Consider the following 16,167-nt stretch of genomic DNA (forward strand, 5'->3'; position numbering starts at 1 on the left):
GCTCGGGCTGCGGCACAGCCCGACGTGTCCACATGGCCGCTCTGTCGATGAACTCGGAGCGTGGTCCCGCCCCCCGGAAGGGCCTGTGGCGCCGAGGAGCGGCCTGGGCGACGGAAACCATGGCGCCTCGGCCGGCCCGGCTTCTAGTATGCCGCTGTGAGCACGCCGTTCGACCGCACCGCCGCGTGCCCTTCCTGCGGGGCGCCGATGACGTTCCGCTTCGCGGGAGCGGCCGCGCAGGTGTGCAAGCACTGCAAGTTCGTCGTCGCGCGCACCGACCGTAACTTGCAGGCCGTGGGGAGGATGTCCGACCTCGTGGACATCCCGACGCCCTTGCAGCTCGGGGTCATGGGGCGCTGGGGGAACGAACCCTTCGTCGTCGATGGCCGGGTGCAGCTCGATCGCGAGGGGGCCCCCGGGGCGCCCTGGCAAGAGCACTTCGTCACCTTCCCGAACAGCGGCCGCTGGTGCTGGGTCGCCTCGGCGCAAGGGCGCTGGTACTCGACCTCGGAGGTCGCGCTCCCACCTGGTGGCTTGCCTCCGCTCGGCTCACTCCGACCGGGCGCGCAGATCCAGCTCCAGGGGTACGGTGTCTTCACCGTCGCCGAGGTGGGTCGCCGACGCGTGATCTCGGGCGAAGGGGAGCTGCCATCGGTTGCCGCCCCCGGGATCCCCACCGGCTACGCGGACATCGCGGGCCCGAACGGCGCCTTCGGAACCCTGGACTACGGCGATGGCCAGCGGATCCCGCCGAAGCTCTACCTGGGCGGGCAGATCGATCCTGCCGTGCTGCAGCTCGCGTCGGGGGCGCCCGTGCAGCAGGCCGAAGCCCAGGTCACCGCGCTGTCCTGTCCCACGTGCGGAGGGAACCTGCCGCTCGTCGCACCGAGCACGGCGGAGCGCATCGTCTGCCGGTATTGCGGCACCGCGAGCGACCTGAGGCAAGGCGCGCTGGTGGCGCTCGGTCAAGCGCCCAGGCCGCCGATGGAGCCGTACGTTCCGATCGGCGCAGAGGGACAGCTCCGCGGGATGCGGGTCATCTGCATCGGCTTCGTGATCCGCGGGTGTACCGTGGAGGGGGAGCGCTATCGCTGGCGCGAGTACCTGCTCTATGCCGGCCCGCGCACGGGCTACCTGTGGCTGATGGAGGAAGACGGCGCGTGGCAGCTCGTCACCCCCATCCCGCCGGGCGAGGTGGCTGTCGCGGGAGGCTCGGCCATGTTCCGCGGGGCGTCCTACACCTTCAAGCAAAGGGTCGACGCCGAGGTCGAGTACGTCATCGGCGAGTTCTACTGGAAGGTGGAAATCGGCGAGCGTGTCCGTGCGACCGAGTTTCAAGGACCCGGCGGCAAGGTCAGCGTGGAAGAGGCGCCTTCCGAGGTGACCTACTCGTTCTGCGAGCCTCTCCCGGGCAAGGAGCTGGCTTCCGCCTTCAACCTGCAGCCCCCTCCCGTAGCCCTGGACGCATCCGCCCAGGGAGGTGGGCTCTGCACGATCATTTTGATCGTGGGGGTGATCTTGCTGATCATCTTTTTCATCGCAATAAGCGATTGCAGTGGTGGTGGAGGGGGCGGCGGCGTCTTCATCGGGCCGAGCTTCGGCGGCGGAAAGTAACGGCCGCCGGGCGTCTCGTCGCGTTGACGGACGAGCGTGTCGTCGTGGGGTGGACAACGAGGTCCGGCGGACATGCTCCTGGCATCGACCGAGCCCAGGAAGGCGGCATGGTCGTCTGGGGAACCGAACGCGAAACGGAGGCCGCCTGTACCGGAGAAGTGGAATGGTCGCTTTCGGGCACGCGGTGGTCGGATCCGGGTAGTCGCTGGCGGTGAGCGGCGAAGTGAATTGAGTGAATTCAACAAGTTAGATGGTGTGTCAGGCCCGGCCCGCCCTGTGCAATGCGGCGGCCTGGCGTCGGCATCTCGGCCGGCGCGGTTGGAGTCTCATGCACACCGCCGGCTCGTTCGATCCCCACGCGCAGCTCCGCGCGCTCTACCTCTCCCTGCTCCATCACCAGGAGCATTTCGACGAGTTCAGGCAGCTCCTCGCGATGTATGGCGCTTCACCGGAACACAGCGACGAGGAGCCCGAGGACGCGGCTCAGGTCCGGGCGCAACTCAACGAGCGCATCCGGGACTGGGTGGGAACGTTCAGCGGGCTGAGCGCGGTGCAGATGCTGCACTGGCGCGCGATCCTGGTGGAAGAGCGTTTCAACGTCGCGCTTTCCCCCTGGAAGGATTCGAACATGTACTGAGATGATCGCGGGGGGCACTCTGGCGGTGCAGAGCGATCCCGCAGGCATCTCACCCAGCGGGAGGGAGGTCTCCCGGCATGCATGAGCTTCAGTGGGTCGACGAGCTGTACCAGGCATTCTGTCAGACCCTCCCGGGCATGCTTCACGCCGAAGCGCAGGGTCTAGCGTGTACGCTCGGGCTTGCTCCGAGCCGGGACATCCCGTGGAGTGCCGTGTTCAGCCACGGCATCACCCTCGCGGCACCCGCCATGTTGACCGAGCTGATGCCGCATGTGCGTGGCACCACGGTTCAGGACGCCCTGCTTGCGCACATGCTGGCCATCATCGATGCGTTCGGCTCTGATCGCGTCGCCGACGGACAGGTCCGGCAGACCTGGCAGCTGGAGACCCTCCTGGCGCATGTCCGACGCAGCCGGGACGCCGCGATGCAGCGCCTCGCCGCGCTGGCCGATGGGGCCGCCGTCCCCGACTTCACGACCGTGGACGAGAGTGTGGCCCAGATCATCGCGCAGGAGCGCGAGGTGCTGGCTCACCGGCACCCTGTGAGCCAGGCGAGATACCTCGCCGTCTCCCGCGTCAAACAGCGCTCCGGGATCCCCGCCTCGGTGGCGCTCGCCGCCGCGGCTGGCTGGAACACCCGCTGGAGGGAGACGCTCTCGCACATGCTGGAGTCGATCTGGCTGGCGTTGCAGTTCTACGACGACGTCATGGACTGGGAGGACGACTGGGCCCGTGGCGGTGCGTGGGCGGTGGCGTTGACCCATGGCGCCTTGCAGGAGCAGCGCCATCCTGCTGGAGATGGGCCTCGAGCTCCGGTGGCGAGCGCGCTCTCCCTGGAGGAGACGAAGGCGCTCGTGCTCTCTACGGGGACGCTCGTCCGCATGCTGGAGCTGTCTCGCCACGAGTTCACCCGCGCCCGGCGTCGCGCCGAGGTGCTCGGAGCGCGCCGGATCGCTGCGTGGGCTCGGGCACGCGAGGGGCAGATGAGGGAGCTCGTGCGTTGCGAGGCGGAGAGCCCAGGGTATGCGCATCGTGCGCGTGCCCTCTCGGCCTGGGCGAGAACCGTGCTGGCGTGAGCGACGAGCGCGCGCGTACGGCTCGGCCGCCCTGGGACTTCGGGTATGCGCCGCTGCCTCCGTCGACGGGCGATGAGGAGCCCCTCCCGCTCGATGCGGTGCTGGCACTCTCCCGTGCGGTCGATCCCGACTTGCTCGCCGCGCGACTGCGACCCCTCGCCTCGGACCTCTCCGTGGAGCCGCTCGTGGAGCGCATGCCGCTGTTCTGGTATCGCGCGCGGGCGTCGACGACGGTGCCTCTGATCGCGGTGGAGAGAGCGCTGCTCTCCTCGGAAATCTCCCTGCGCTACGTGGCCTCCGCGGTCCGGTCTTCGTTCGCGGTGGCCCCTGCCTTCGGCCCGGGGACCGTCGCGCCCGTCCTCGGGCTCCTGGAGAGGCGTGGCCGGCGCTGGGCAGCCCGACGTCCCTCCCGTGGAGAGGATCCGGAGACGCCAGGCCGATGGTTCCTTCGCCATGAAGAGGGAGGCCTCGGCGTGGATCGAGGACGCTTCGGAGGGGGGGCTGGCACGCGGCTGGCGGTCATCGACGACGACGGCGCGGGCGTCGACCGGATCTCGCTCGACGGTGAAGTCCTCGTCCTCGTCGAGCGCGCTTCTCAGGGCACGATGCACGGTGCGCTGATGGTGGCGTGGGCCATCGGGAGCGGTCAGCGGGCCGACGATTTCAGGGGCGTCGCTCCCGACGCTTCGCCGCGCCTGTACTTCATCCCGAAGCCAGGGACCTCCGTGCTCGCGCTGCCGCTGGCCATCGCCCGCGCGGTCCTCGATGGGGCAGATGTCATTCTCTGCGCCACCTACCTGGAAGGCTGTTCCAGCCCTCTGCTGGACGACGCGCTCGATTTCGCCTGGCGCTGGGGTCGGAAGGGCAGGGGAACGCCGGTGGTCATCCCCACAGGACGAGAGGCATCGAGCCCGGCTGGATCGCTTCACGCCAGCTTCTCCCTCGGTCTCGGAGAGCCTGCGAGCGATCCGAGGGTGTTTTGCATCGGCCCGAGCGCACGCGGTGGTGGCTGGTTCCTCTGGAGAGATCGACGAGGGCGGAGCCGACCCTTCGCCAACCGGGGCCCCGCTGTTCGCTGGCTCGCGCCTGGCGACGACATGGCGTTCCCGCTCGAGCGTCGCCTCGCCGGCTCGCGCGCACGGCCAGCGGAGCGCCTCTATCACGCCGAGTCGAGCGGAGCGTCGGCCCTGGCCGCGGGCGCCCTTCTCCTCGTGCTTGCCCAGAATCCAGCGCTGAGGGTGGAAGAACTGGACGCGATCATGACCTGGACGCTCGAGCCTGTCTCGACGGACCTCCCTCCGCATGTGCTGCCACTCGCCGATCCGGACGATGTGCTCCCTGCTGGAAGAGATGGGGATGGGCACAATGCGAAGCACGGCTACGGTCAGATCCACGCAGGCAGAGCATGCTTGGTGGCGGGCGATCCGGTCGCCCTCGCCTTGCAGCGCATGGGGGAGGTCGCTGCCGCGGTGATGTGGTCCGATCTCCGTCGCACCGCGCCCGTCATCCAGTCGCTCTACTCACGTCGTCTGGCTCGCTGGTCGGTTCGCGCCCTGATCGCCGACGCAAGCCTGCTCCACGACGTCTGCGTCCTGCTCCGACACGCACGGCTCACCGCGGGCAATCCGGAGCGTCGGCGGGCTCACGGTGCCGGGGCGCTGCTCCGCGCCCTCGCCCTGTTGCTCCGGAAGCTTTCATCGTGCCGGTGTGTGCCGCGGCCGGGGCCGCGTGTCTCGGCCGAGCTGAACGCGCTGCTTTCCCGTGCGGAGCGAGCCACACGAGGCCCGGTCGAGCAGATGGACACCATCGAATCGGCGGTGGCCGATCTGGCCGGCCAGATCGGCCACCGCTGATTCGTCGGTGACGCGCGTCGCGACCTCACCTCGGTCGACCTGACGCTTGCGTGTTCTGGCTAGCCGAGCGAGCCCACCATTGGATCTGCTTTTCTCGCAAGCACCATTGGTCCGTCGCGAGTTCCAGCGTATCGTGTTCAATCAAGGTGCAGCCTGTACAGCGCCTTCGTGTCTGATGTCTGCTCCTTCGTTCCGACGTTGGATCCTGGCGCTCGTGGCGGCCTCTGCGTTCTTCGTCGCGGGGCTGAGCTTGCGAGGCGCGGTTGCCTGGTACGAGCGACCCTTCGCCGGGCTCCTCGTCGATCCAGAGGGAGTCGTGTCCAGCCTTGCGCTCCCCTCCTGGGAAGGCATGCAGAAGGGGCTGCGCTACCCGGACCGGTTGCTCGAAGTGGATGGCGTGCCCTTGCAGGCCGCGCCCGGGCATTATCCCTCCAGCGCCTGGGACGATGCGGTGGAGAAGGCCGCGCGCGATCAGCGCAGCTCGGTGCGCGCCCGCTTTGCCACCAGCAGTGGCGTGCGCGAGGTGACGCTCGAGGTGCGTCCCCTCGAGCCGCTCGCGTGGTGGCTCTACGCTGGCGGGCCGATGTTGATCGCGTCGCTCTACACGATGGCGGCGCTCATCGCCGTCAGCGCCAGCCCACGGGGCAAGCTCGCCCGTACCTTCGCGAAGGTCGCGCTCGTCGCCGCCCTCTTCCTGCTCACGCTGTTCGACTACCACACGACCCGCGCCCTCGTTCCGCTCTTCCTGATGGCCTACGCCCTCGTGCCGATGGGCTTCTTCGTCCTGCCCATGAGGCTCCCGGACGACGTCCCACAGCTCAGGCGGTGGCCATGGATCCCCCACCTCGTGGACGGCGTCGGGTGGGCGCTCGCCGGTGGCATGCTCGTGCTGCTCGCGCTCGGTGAGACCACCGTGGGCTTGCGTGACGTCTGCGCGGTGCTGTTCGGCATCTCGCTCCTCTTCTTCACGACCTCCTTCCTGGTCCGCTTCGTCAGGACCAAGGGGGCCCGCCGTCAGACCTTGCGGGCGCTCTTGATCGCCATGGTCCCTCCCCACGGCGTCCTGGGCCTGGCCTGCATGTCGGTGATGCTCGGCTTGCCCCAGGCCATCCTGTGGTTCGCCATTCCAGCGCTGGCCCTCACGCCGCTCGCGTCGCTCTTCGCGTTCGTCAAGTACGACCTCTGGGGGAGCCGTGCGCTGCTCAGCCGTCCGCTCACGCGCCTGATCATCGTCACGGCGATGCTGACGTTCACGGTGACCCTGTGTGTGGCCTGCGCACCCCTCGCGGGGGCCTCGGCCTCCGTCGCCCTCCGCGTCGCAGCGCCAGCGGCCATGCTGGGCGCCGGCCTGGTGATGTTCGCCCTCGGCGCGGGTGATCGGAAACTGTTCCCGGCGCGGGCCGAGTACAAACCGACCATCGAGCAGCTCAGCGAGGAGCTGACCCTGGTCTCGGACCCTGGCGAGGTGGCCCGAGCGGTGGAGCGGACGGTGCGGCGGTGGCTTCCCTGCGAGAACGTCTCGTTTCGCCAGGTGGAGGCCGAGCACGACGACGACAGCGCCGAGGGCGCGGAGGCGAGCGGGCCCAGGGCCATCATCGCGCGTCCTTCCCTGCACGCAGGAGGCGAGCTGGTGCTTCCTGTCTCCTTCCACGGCCGCGCGCTCGGCATGCTGGAGGTGGGGCCGAAGGCGGGAGGCGCGCTGTTCACCAGCGAGGACCTCGTCCTGCTGCGCACCATCGGGAACCTCGCGGCGCTCGCCATGGCTCATGCGCTGAGCTACGCCGAGCTCGAGCAGCGACGGAGGGAGCAGGCGGCGGCGTGGCGTGACGAGCGCGTCGCGCTGATCGAGACGCTCGCCGCCGAGATCACCCACGAGGTCCGCTACCCGATCAACTTCTTCCGATCCATCTTCCAGCGGGGCCCCCACGCCCAGACCCTGGACGCCGAGGAGGTCGAGATCGGTTGCGAGGAGGTCGAGCGCCTCGAGCGGCTGGTCATGGGCTTGCGCCGCGTCACCCTCCGACGCATCGAGCGGCGCACACGCGCGCTCCACGATCTGGTGAGCAAGGCGGAAATGCTCCTCCGCGATCAGCTCGGCAAGAGACGCGTGGACGTCCGCATCGACGGCCCCGTATATCTCCAGTGTGATGCCGATCAGATCATGCAGGTGCTGGTGAACCTCCTCTCGAACGGGCTCGACGCCGCCGGCGAGTGTGGGGACGTGGGGGTGAGCTGGTCCGCGGGCGCGGCGGGAGCAGAGCTCGTCGTGTGGGATACGGGGCCAGGTGTGAGCGGTGATCCGGCGCGGATTTTCGCGCCCTGGTACACGACGAAGCCACGCGGAACGGGGCTCGGCCTGGCCATCACGCATCGCCTGGTGCGCGCCCACGGGTGGTCGATCGGCGTGGAGCGCGGCGACGCGCGGACACGGTTCGTGATATCCATCCCCGCCACCGACATCGCCGACGCGGCGTTGCCGGCCGAGATCCCGGAGGAAGAGGTCGCGTGAGGATTCTGATCGTCGACGATCAGCGAAGCGCCCGGCGGGTTTTGCGGCAGATGCTGGCGTCCCTGGATGGGATCGAGATCCTCGAGGCCACGGGCATGGACGACGCCCTGTCCATGATCGAGCGCAGCCCGCCGGATCTCTTGCTGCTCGACGTGCGCCTTTCCGACGACCCGAGGGATCGCGGCGGCCTCGACATCCTCCGGCGGGTGCGCGCCGCTGGGCGGACCACGCCGGCCGTGATGGTCACCTCCGTGAGCGAACTCAACGAGATCCGCGAGGCGATGCGGCTCGGGGCGCAAGACTACGTGCTCAAGGACGAGCTCTGCCCCGAGATGCTGCTCCCCATCGTCGAGGGACAGCGAGAGCGCCTCACCCTGAAGGGCGAGGTCGCGCGCCTGCGCGAGCGGGTGGATCGCACCTGGGGAACACGGGCGATCCTCGGCTCCTCGGCCGCCATCGAGCGGGTCCGCCGCCTCGTCGAGCGCGTCGCCGAGTCGAACTCCACCGTGCTGATCCGCGGAGAGACGGGCAGCGGCAAGGAGATGGTCGCCCGCGCGCTCCACGAGATGAGCTCACGCCGCGGCGAACCCTTCGTGGCCGTGAACTGCTCGGCGCTGCCGGGGACCTTGATCGAGTCGCTGATCTTCGGCCACGAGCGAGGCGCCTTCACGGGCGCAGAGCGGCGCACACGCGGCCAGCTCGAGCTGGCCGGGGCTGGCACGATCCTCCTCGACGAGATCGCCGAGATGCCGGGCGAAATGCAGGCCAAGCTGCTCCGCGTGCTGGAGGACCGGCGCTTCCGGCCGCTCGGCTCCGAGACCGAGATCCCCCTCCGGGCGCGCGTGCTGGCGGCGACGCACGTGGACCTCGAGAAGCGCATCGGCGAGGGCCGCTTCCGGGAGGACCTGTTCTATCGCCTCAACGTCGTGACCATCTACCTGCCCTCGCTGGCCGAGCGCGAGAACGACCTCATGGACCTCCTGCTCGCCTTCACGGCCGAGCTCCCGCGCAAGCTGCGCTACACCGAGGAGGCCGTCCAGTGGCTGCTCAGGCGCCCGTGGCCTGGCAATGTGCGCGAGCTCCGCAACCTGGTCGAGCGCCTCGCTCTGCTCGCGGACGAAGACCTCATCGACGTCCCCACCCTGGAAGAGCTGGCGAAGGAGCGCCCGGTCCTCGATGCCACGGCGGAGGTGGATCGCATCGCCAGGGCCTTGCTCGCGCTTCCCGAGCGGCTCGGCTCCAAGCTGAGGGTGATGGAGCGCGCCGTGCTCCATCACGCCATCGAGAGCTGCGGGGGCAACAAAGCAGCCGCCGCCCGGCTCATCGGCGTCGATCGCAAGATGCTGGAGCGCCGGTGGGATCGGCACTCCTCGGGCCCTGCCACCGAAGAGGGCCCACCAAGCAGCCGACGGGTGGAGAGCCCTCCGAGCAGCCGACGGGTGGAGAGCCCCCCGAGCAGCCGGAGGTTCACGCCGCGCTCGTCCTCGGTGCCGCCGGGACCTTCTTCGGACGACGACTGACGACGCGCGCTGCGCGCCCCGGTCAGGGGCGCCCGATGCTCTGGTAGGAGAAGCCGAGCCCGCGCAGCTCGTCGGGCTCCCACATGTTCCGCCCATCGAACAGGGCCGGTGTGTTCATGATGCGGTGCAGCCGCTTGAAGTCGGGGCGTCGGTACTCGTGCCACTCCGTCACCAGCACCAGCGCATCGGCGCCCTCGACTGCCCCGTACATCCCGTCGCTCATCATCACGCGGCCGCCGTAGATCGCCCGGACACCCGGCATCGCCTGCGGATCGTGGGCCTGCACCGTGGCGCCAGCGGCGAGGAGATCATCGATCAGCGTCAGGGCCGGCGACTCTCGGATGTCATCGGTCCGCGGCTTGAACGACAGCCCCCAGATCGCGATCGTGCGACCGGCGAGAGGCCCTCGGGTGCCCCCCTCGGCCTGCGCCTCGACCGGAGGCGCTGCGGACCCAGCGCCTGCGAAGTGCGCCAGGATCTTCTCTCCGAGCAAGTGCTTCTGGCGGGCGTTGATGCGTTGCGCTGCCTCGACGATCGACAGCTCGTGGCCTCTCTCCCGTGCCGTGTACAGCAGTGCCGATAGATCCTTCGGGAAGCAGGAGCCACCGAAGCCAGGCCCCGGGAAGAGGAACTTCGGCCCGATGCGCGGATCGGCGCCGGTAGCCTTTCGCACCAGCTCGATGTCGGCCCCCAGCTTCTCCGCCAGCACCGCCAGATCGTTCATGAACGAGATGCGCGTGGCGAGCATGCAGTTGGCCGCATACTTGGACAGCTCGGCGCTCCGAGGATCCATCAGGTGGATACGATCGCTCGTGCGCACGAACGGATTGTAGAGATGCCGCAGCACCTCCTTGGCGCGCGCATCGTCCGACCCGATGATCACCCGGTCGGGCTTCATGAAGTCGTTCACCGCGTCGCCTTCCTTCAGGAACTCGGGGTTCGAAGCGACGCCGAAGGGGTGCTCGGTCTGCGACGAGATGATCGCTCGGATCCTGTCGGCCGTACCCACGGGCACCGTGCTCTTCGTCGCGACGACCTTGTACCCTTCCAGCGTCTTGCCGATGGTCTCTGCGACCGCGTACACCGCGGAGAGATCTGCGGAGCCATCCTCGGCCGAGGGCGTCCCTACGGCGATGAAGACCACCTCGGCGCCGCGGATGGCGCTTCCGACATCGGTCGAGAACTGGAGCCGACCATCGCGCACGTTCTTGGCGATCAGCTCTTCGAGGCCCGGCTCATAGATGGGCACCTGCCCTCGCTTGAGCATCTCGATCTTCGCCTCGGACACGTCCACGCACGCGATATCGTTGCCGAACTCGGCGAAGCCCGCGCCGGCGACCAGGCCGACATAACCCGTTCCAATGACCGCAAGCTGCATGGCGCGGACGCTACCACGAAGTCATTCTCCGTCCACGCGCCCCTTGACGCGGCCGCAAGGTGCGCATCGGATGGCTCTGTGTCCTGGATCTGCGAGGGATGGTGAACCTGAGCGCCGACTTTTCTCGGCAGGCGAGCCTCGCGGATGGAACGCAGGTGACGCTGCGGATGGTCCAGCCAGCGGACAGAGAGGAACTACGCCGCCAGTTCCGGCGACTCTCCCCGCAAGCACGGTACCGTCGCTTCCTCTCGCTGGCGGGCGACCTCTCCGACACGGTGCTGAGCTACCTGACCGACGTGGACGGCGTGAACCACGTGGCGATCGTCGCCACCATCGACTCCCTCGATCTCAAGCGGGAAGAAGGCCTCGGCGTCGGCCGCTTCATCCGCCTCCCGGATGAACCCCACGTGGCCGAGGCCACGGTGACCGTCATGGATCACGCCCAGCGCAAGGGCCTGGGCCGCCTGTTGCTCGGCACGCTGGTCGAGGCCGCGCGGGAGCGTGGCATCCACCAGTTCAGGGCCACGGTGCTGGAAGAGAACGCGCCGATCCGGCACCTCCTCGAAGCGGCCGGCGCCACGTTGCGCGAGCAGGACGGGGACACCCTGGTGTTCGACGTGCGCCTCGACGACGCCGTGGTGGAAGAGGGCGTGCTCTCGACCCGGGGAGGGGAGGATCATCCCCTCCGACGGCTGCTCCGCATCGCCGCCCAGTCCCTGCTCGCCATTCGCTCCACCCTCATGGGTGAATGAACACCACCGTCCCTGTGAGCGAACGCGCTGCCCCGTGCCAGCCCGGCGGCACCTGAGGCTCCGTCCACCAGAACAGACGGCGCGCGTCCTCGGGCGCGAGGTTGATGCAGCCGTGGCTCTTCGGTCTCCCGAAGCTGTCGTGCCAGTACGCCCCGTGGAGCGCGTACCCATCCTGGAAGTACTGCACGTAGGGCACGTCCCGCAGCTCGAACTCCTCGCCCACCGTGTCCGAGTCCATCGTGCTCGACACGTGCTTCGTGTGGATGCGGAAGATCCCCTTGCGCGTCGCCGTCGTCTTCTCGTGATCGGCCAGGCCGGCCTCCCCCGTGGACACCAGCGTCGCGAACACCGCCGTGGTCCCCTCGTAGGCCACGAGCACCTGCTTGGTCAGGTTGATGTCGATCCAGCGCTCCCCGTTCTTCCCCCAGGCCGGCATCTTCTTCGCCGCGTCCACCCGCCCTGCGTAACGGTCATCGATCCACTGACCGTCCTTCGTCTCGTAGTGCAGCCTGCCACCGAAGAACTGCTGCTTCCCGGTGAGCGCCACCGCGCTCCGCCACTCCAGATCCCCCGCCTCCACGAGCTTCTTCGACCCATCGAGCCGCCACGTCTTGCCACCAGGGCGCCGGATGAGCGCGAACGGGAACTCGATCTCCTTGCCGATCTCCCACCCGTGGAAATCCGAGCCGCGGATCGGCCGGTAACGATCGGCGGGCAAGACGCGCAGGTCGGGGCTCACGTTGTAGCGCCGCCCCTCGTGCAGGAACGACTCCACGAACGCCATCCCGTTTCGTCGGGAGACCTCGCCGAGCTTCACATCCTCCGCGCTCTTGATCGCCCCGGAGACGTTGGGCACCTGCCGGCCCCCTTGCAGGTACCAGGGCACCCCGTCGGTGATCTTTTGCTCCCACGCCTCCAGCGCAGGCGGCGCTGGCTTGTCGGCCCATTTCATCCAGACATCGAGCCCGTAGGTGGCCCCGCTGACCGAGTCCTTCTTCCACTTATCGATGTGCTTCTTGAGGCTCGGCTCCAGGCGCTTCAGATCCGCCTCCGTGGGCAGCCGGGCGTACGCCGGGCCCCCGCGGGTGACGACGCCGTACATGTACGGGAGCTTCTGCGTCACATCGGGCCGACGGGTCGCGGCGCGGATCACCTCGTGCTCCAGATCGAGGGTCGCCTCGCGGCCGAGGCACACGTAGCCGTGCGGCTTGAGCTTGCGCCAGCCCCCGGGACAGCCCTCGGTGCCCGCCGTGTCCCCCTCGGTCTCGACGACTGCGCCGGCGCGCAGGAAGCCCACCACCTTGGAACTCGCGGTCGGCCGCGCGTACGCCCGGACGATGAGCCCCGTGATGCCCAGCCGAGGAGCACCCTCGGCGATGGGAGGCGGCAGCGTGGTGACCCCCGCCAGGCTCACCACGTCCGGCGTCCCCGGCGGTTCGGGCGGCGGCTCGTCTTCCGCGGCCCCGGACGGGGCTCCGGTCGCTGCCGGCGTGACCTCGGCCGACCCACTTCCGGTGGGATCGGCGCTGGCGCTCAGGGCAGGAGCCCCAGCACCCGTCGATGCAGGGCTTGCGTCGGATCGGCCGCACCCCCCGGCGGCGAGCAGCAACGCTGCGAACGTCGACAACCGCAGGCGCGGGGCCGCCTGGCCTCCGCGCCCACGCGCCCGGGGGGGTGCTGTGGAGCGCGTCCGATGCATGACGCTCGGCGATTCCACGGACAGGCCAATCCGTCCAGTTTTTGATGCCTCGACCTGGGGCGAACGTGCCGCAGGACACCATCTTGGAGCGCCTGCGCCGCGCTGGGTCGTCACGCCGACATCTACCGAACGACGGCCGCGAGCGCTTGGCGACCCCATTCCGGCGAGGCCGCCGCCGTCTCGGAGCGCTCCACGTGCTCGTCGAGCAGCGCCACGAAGCCGCGCAGCGCACGATCGTAAGCCTCCCCGGCGACGAACACGAAGTCGTTGTGCCCTGCCTCGTCGATCCAGAGCGCCCGCTTGGGCTCGGGCGCTCTGGCGAACAGCGCCTCTCCATGGTGGAACGGCACGATGCCGTCGCGACGCCCATGGAGGATCAGCACCGGGCAGCGAGCGTCCCCGATCTTGTCGATGTTCACGTGCCGGTCACCGGGAAACAGCGGGATCCGGGTCGCGACCCGGTATACGGACGTGAACGCGCTCTCCAGCACCAGCCCCCCCAGGGGCGCGCGGCGGGCGAGATCCACCGACGGACTCCCCCCCAGCGACCGCCCGTAGGCGATGATCCGCTCCGGCGGGTATCCCAGCGGCCCCGTGAGGTGCGCGTACGCCGCGTCGATGTCGGCGTAGAGGCCCTTCTCCGACGGGGAGCCCTCGCTGAGCCCGTAGCCCTCGTAGTCGTATGCGAACACCGAGAGTCCGAGGGCGCGCAGGCGCTCCACGAACGGTTCGATGTCGTCGAGATCCTCCGCGTTGCCGTGGCTGAAGAGCACGACGTAACGCGCCCCCCGCGTCGGCCAGTGGCGCGCGGCGATCTTCGCCCCGCCCTCGGTCGAGAGCAGCGTGATCTCCGACCCCGCGACGTAGCGCGCCGCGTGCGGCATGTAGAGGATGCGATCGGCGCCGAACAGCGCGAACAGCAGGAGCGCGCCATAGAGCGCGAGCAGGGACAGGAGGGCGCGGCGGAGCACCCGCAAGCTCCTGGACTCTCTCGTGGAGGAGCGTCGCTCGGGTTCCTTCATGGGGGAGGTGGCCCGCCCTCCTTGTCGTGATTCCACGGGAACGCGAGGGTCCCGCACGCACCCGTGAAGCGCTGGACGTGCTCGTCGGTGCCGTCCGGCGTCGCCGTGGACACGGTCGACTCGAAGGCCGCCGCCGCATCCGCGAAGCCCAGGATCTCGCACATCTCCTGGTCACCCAGGCCCCAGCCCACGCGCTCGCTCCGGGGGTTCTCGAACTCGCAGCCGAAGGTGAAACCCTCCGCGTTCTCCACACGCTGGGGCGGATCGTACGACCGCCCCTTGGCCTCGCCTTCTTGCCCGCGGCCATCGAAGAACGCGCGCCCCGCGTCCGGACCCCCGAGCTGCTCCAGGAAGAAGCGCTGCCCGAGCGTGTGGTAGTGCGGCAGCAAGTAATAGATGTCCATCTCGAGCGGCTTCCCGGTGGCACCCTGGAAGGCGTCGCTCACCTTGCACGCTCCGCTGAAGCGTGACGTGGCGCGCGGCGGAAGATCGAGGCCATGGTACGTCAGGTGGAAGGGCACGAGCTTCACCTCCACCTCGCTTTCCGGGAGCGTGTAGAGGGTGAGCCGCACACTGCCGCTGATCGGCGTCGGGCTGGTGTTGAGCAGGTGGACATCCCCGATGATCCGCGCGTAGGGAGGGATCCTCACCGCGGCGCCGTTGGGGAAGCGCTGCACCTCCTGAGCGGCCTGGGTCGACTGCGCGTAGAGGACGCCCCCCGAGACGGCCGCCGAGAGCTGGTGGTAGTTGCGCTCGCTGCAAGGCCACACGCCGTCGGGGCCGTCGTACAGGTTGGCAGGGACGTAGGTCCAGTTGGAGTGGTGCGACGCCGCGTCCTGGGACAGCTCCACCGCGTTGACCCACAGCGCCTCGGCGTTCTGCAGCGTCCAGCTCTGACAGAGCCCGCTCACCTCTTCCCCTGGCTGGACGGTGAACTTCTCGAACTCGTGCGCCGTCGAAGCTCCCTCGATGCGCGCGCAGTGCCCCGAGGCGGCGGCGTAGTGCCCGCTCGGACACGCCACGCAGCTCGCCGCTCCGTCGGCCACCTCGCAGGCCTGCTGACGCGCGAGGCATGTCTCGAGCAGCTCGGCGCATGCATCCTGCGGTGTGGGCCCTCCAGGGGCACCTCCCGAGGAGTCGGAGCCACAGGCGGTGAGAGCGACCAGCGACAGCGAGGTGATCAGGGCGTGTCGACGGAGCAGCATGGGTGTCCCCCTTCGGCGGCCTCGGAGGGTATCTGCGGCCCAGGCGGCTGAGAAGACCATGGGGAACCGCGGACGACTCAACCCGCCGAGGGGGGCGCCGTCGGGCGTCCAAAGCGGAGCACCAGGCCGAGCCAGCCGCGCGCCAGGTAGAGCAGGTTGAGACCCATGTACATCCAGAACAGGAGATCGAGCCTTCCTACGAGCGCAAAGATCCAGATGTGGCTGGGATAGTGGTTGAGGAACCGAAGGAAGGTCATCACGAGGCCACCCAGCCGGGCGACGGGCGAGCGCTTGGCTGGCTGCTCCACGCTCTCGTAGTAGGCCTCGACCGTGACGGCGCGCCCGCTGAGCTCCGGGCGGCGCACGAAGTTCGTCAGCGAGATGGCCGACGCCACGATGGTGACCGCGACGATCCCGGCGATCAGGAAACGCGGATCACCAGGCGCCCAGGAAGAGACGTCGATCCCCAGGCCTCCGGTCCGGTACAGCCGACCCGCGAGCGCACCGGCGAGGAGCGTCGCCTTCAGCTCGTCGGTGAAGAAATCGAAGAGGTGGCCTTCCTTGGAGGCCAGACCTTTGTGGCGGGCCAGCATTCCATCCGCGCAGTCGAGGCAGTAGCTGATCTCGAGGACACCGATGGCGATGAGCGCCCCGCTGGGCTCGTCGAGGAGGACCAGCAGCGCGGACGCGACCAGGAACACCAGGAGGTTCAGCAGGGTGAGCTGATTCGGTGTGACCGGGGTGCGCGCGGCCAGGGCCACTACCGCGCTGGCGAGCGGCCGCATCACGTACGTGTTGAAGAGCTGGTCGTGTCGCTTTCGGGTGCTGGTGTAGATTCGTCGCGCCTCACCGATCATCGCGGCGAATCCTAGCCCGATCGCGACGGACCGAGCGGCTTCCAA

Annotated in this window: 12 protein-coding genes; 7 read left to right on the top strand and 5 right to left on the bottom strand. The window is 69.0% G+C overall.

Annotated elements, in window-relative coordinates:
* The first annotated feature begins 156 nt into the window (after window positions 1–156).
* The 6 genes from CMC5_RS18305 to CMC5_RS18330 all read left to right on the top strand — a co-directional run bounded on the left by CMC5_RS18305 (window position 157) and on the right by CMC5_RS18330 (window position 9,209).
* Window positions 157–1,614, top strand: a complete 1,458-nt coding sequence (locus CMC5_RS18305) for a DUF4178 domain-containing protein (protein WP_050431637.1) — start codon at window positions 157–159, stop codon at window positions 1,612–1,614.
* 328 nt (window positions 1,615–1,942) lie between these two features.
* Complete coding sequence (locus tag CMC5_RS18310) at window positions 1,943–2,251, top strand: hypothetical protein (protein ID WP_050431638.1); 309 nt, start codon at window positions 1,943–1,945, stop codon at window positions 2,249–2,251.
* Between the two features lie 77 nt (window positions 2,252–2,328).
* The gene (locus tag CMC5_RS18315) at window positions 2,329–3,327 is read left to right on the top strand and encodes a hypothetical protein (protein WP_050431639.1); all 999 of its coding nucleotides are present in this window, start codon (window positions 2,329–2,331) and stop codon (window positions 3,325–3,327) included.
* Window positions 3,324–5,180 carry a S8 family serine peptidase gene (locus CMC5_RS18320; protein WP_050431640.1) on the top strand — a complete coding sequence of 619 codons (1,857 nt, stop codon included), beginning with the start codon at window positions 3,324–3,326 and terminating at the stop codon, window positions 5,178–5,180. The genes CMC5_RS18315 and CMC5_RS18320 overlap by 4 nt, the downstream gene beginning before the upstream one ends.
* Window positions 5,181–5,394: 214 nt before the next feature.
* Window positions 5,395–7,689: a sensor histidine kinase gene (locus CMC5_RS18325; protein ID WP_245678503.1), complete on the top strand. Its 2,295-nt coding sequence runs from the start codon at window positions 5,395–5,397 to the stop codon at window positions 7,687–7,689.
* Window positions 7,686–9,209: a sigma-54-dependent transcriptional regulator gene (locus CMC5_RS18330; RefSeq protein WP_050431641.1), complete on the top strand. Its 1,524-nt coding sequence runs from the start codon at window positions 7,686–7,688 to the stop codon at window positions 9,207–9,209. The genes CMC5_RS18325 and CMC5_RS18330 overlap by 4 nt, the downstream gene beginning before the upstream one ends.
* A 22-nt stretch (window positions 9,210–9,231) precedes the next feature.
* Here the strand turns inward: CMC5_RS18330 and CMC5_RS18335 are convergent, their stop codons facing one another.
* Window positions 9,232–10,587: a UDP-glucose dehydrogenase family protein gene (locus CMC5_RS18335; RefSeq protein ID WP_050431642.1), complete on the bottom strand. Its 1,356-nt coding sequence runs from the start codon at window positions 10,585–10,587 to the stop codon at window positions 9,232–9,234.
* Between the two features lie 59 nt (window positions 10,588–10,646).
* Between CMC5_RS18335 and CMC5_RS18340 the strand changes: the two genes are divergently transcribed.
* The gene (locus CMC5_RS18340) at window positions 10,647–11,339 is read left to right on the top strand and encodes a GNAT family N-acetyltransferase (protein ID WP_156338704.1); all 693 of its coding nucleotides are present in this window, start codon (window positions 10,647–10,649) and stop codon (window positions 11,337–11,339) included.
* On the opposite strand, the gene CMC5_RS18345 is transcribed toward CMC5_RS18340, so the two are convergent.
* The 4 genes from CMC5_RS18345 to CMC5_RS18360 all read right to left on the bottom strand — a co-directional run bounded on the left by CMC5_RS18345 (window position 11,326) and on the right by CMC5_RS18360 (window position 16,122).
* Entirely contained in the window at window positions 11,326–13,038 is a 1,713-nt protein-coding gene (locus tag CMC5_RS18345; protein WP_050435974.1) for a L,D-transpeptidase, read from the bottom strand. The two genes, CMC5_RS18340 and CMC5_RS18345, sit on opposite strands and share 14 nt — an antisense overlap.
* Window positions 13,039–13,160: 122 nt before the next feature.
* The gene (locus CMC5_RS18350) at window positions 13,161–14,009 is read right to left on the bottom strand and encodes an alpha/beta hydrolase (RefSeq protein ID WP_218920284.1); all 849 of its coding nucleotides are present in this window, start codon (window positions 14,007–14,009) and stop codon (window positions 13,161–13,163) included.
* 47 nt (window positions 14,010–14,056) lie between these two features.
* On the bottom strand, window positions 14,057–15,265 hold the full coding sequence (locus CMC5_RS18355; protein WP_050431644.1) for a hypothetical protein: 1,209 nt from the start codon (window positions 15,263–15,265) through the stop codon (window positions 14,057–14,059).
* Window positions 15,266–15,342: 77 nt separating this feature from the next.
* Entirely contained in the window at window positions 15,343–16,122 is a 780-nt protein-coding gene (locus tag CMC5_RS18360; RefSeq protein WP_050431645.1) for a CDP-alcohol phosphatidyltransferase family protein, read from the bottom strand.
* Window positions 16,123–16,167 lie beyond the last annotated feature (45 nt).

Origin of the sequence: Chondromyces crocatus (assembly GCF_001189295.1) — a bacterium.
Lineage (GTDB): Bacteria > Myxococcota_A > Polyangia > Polyangiales > Polyangiaceae > Chondromyces > Chondromyces crocatus.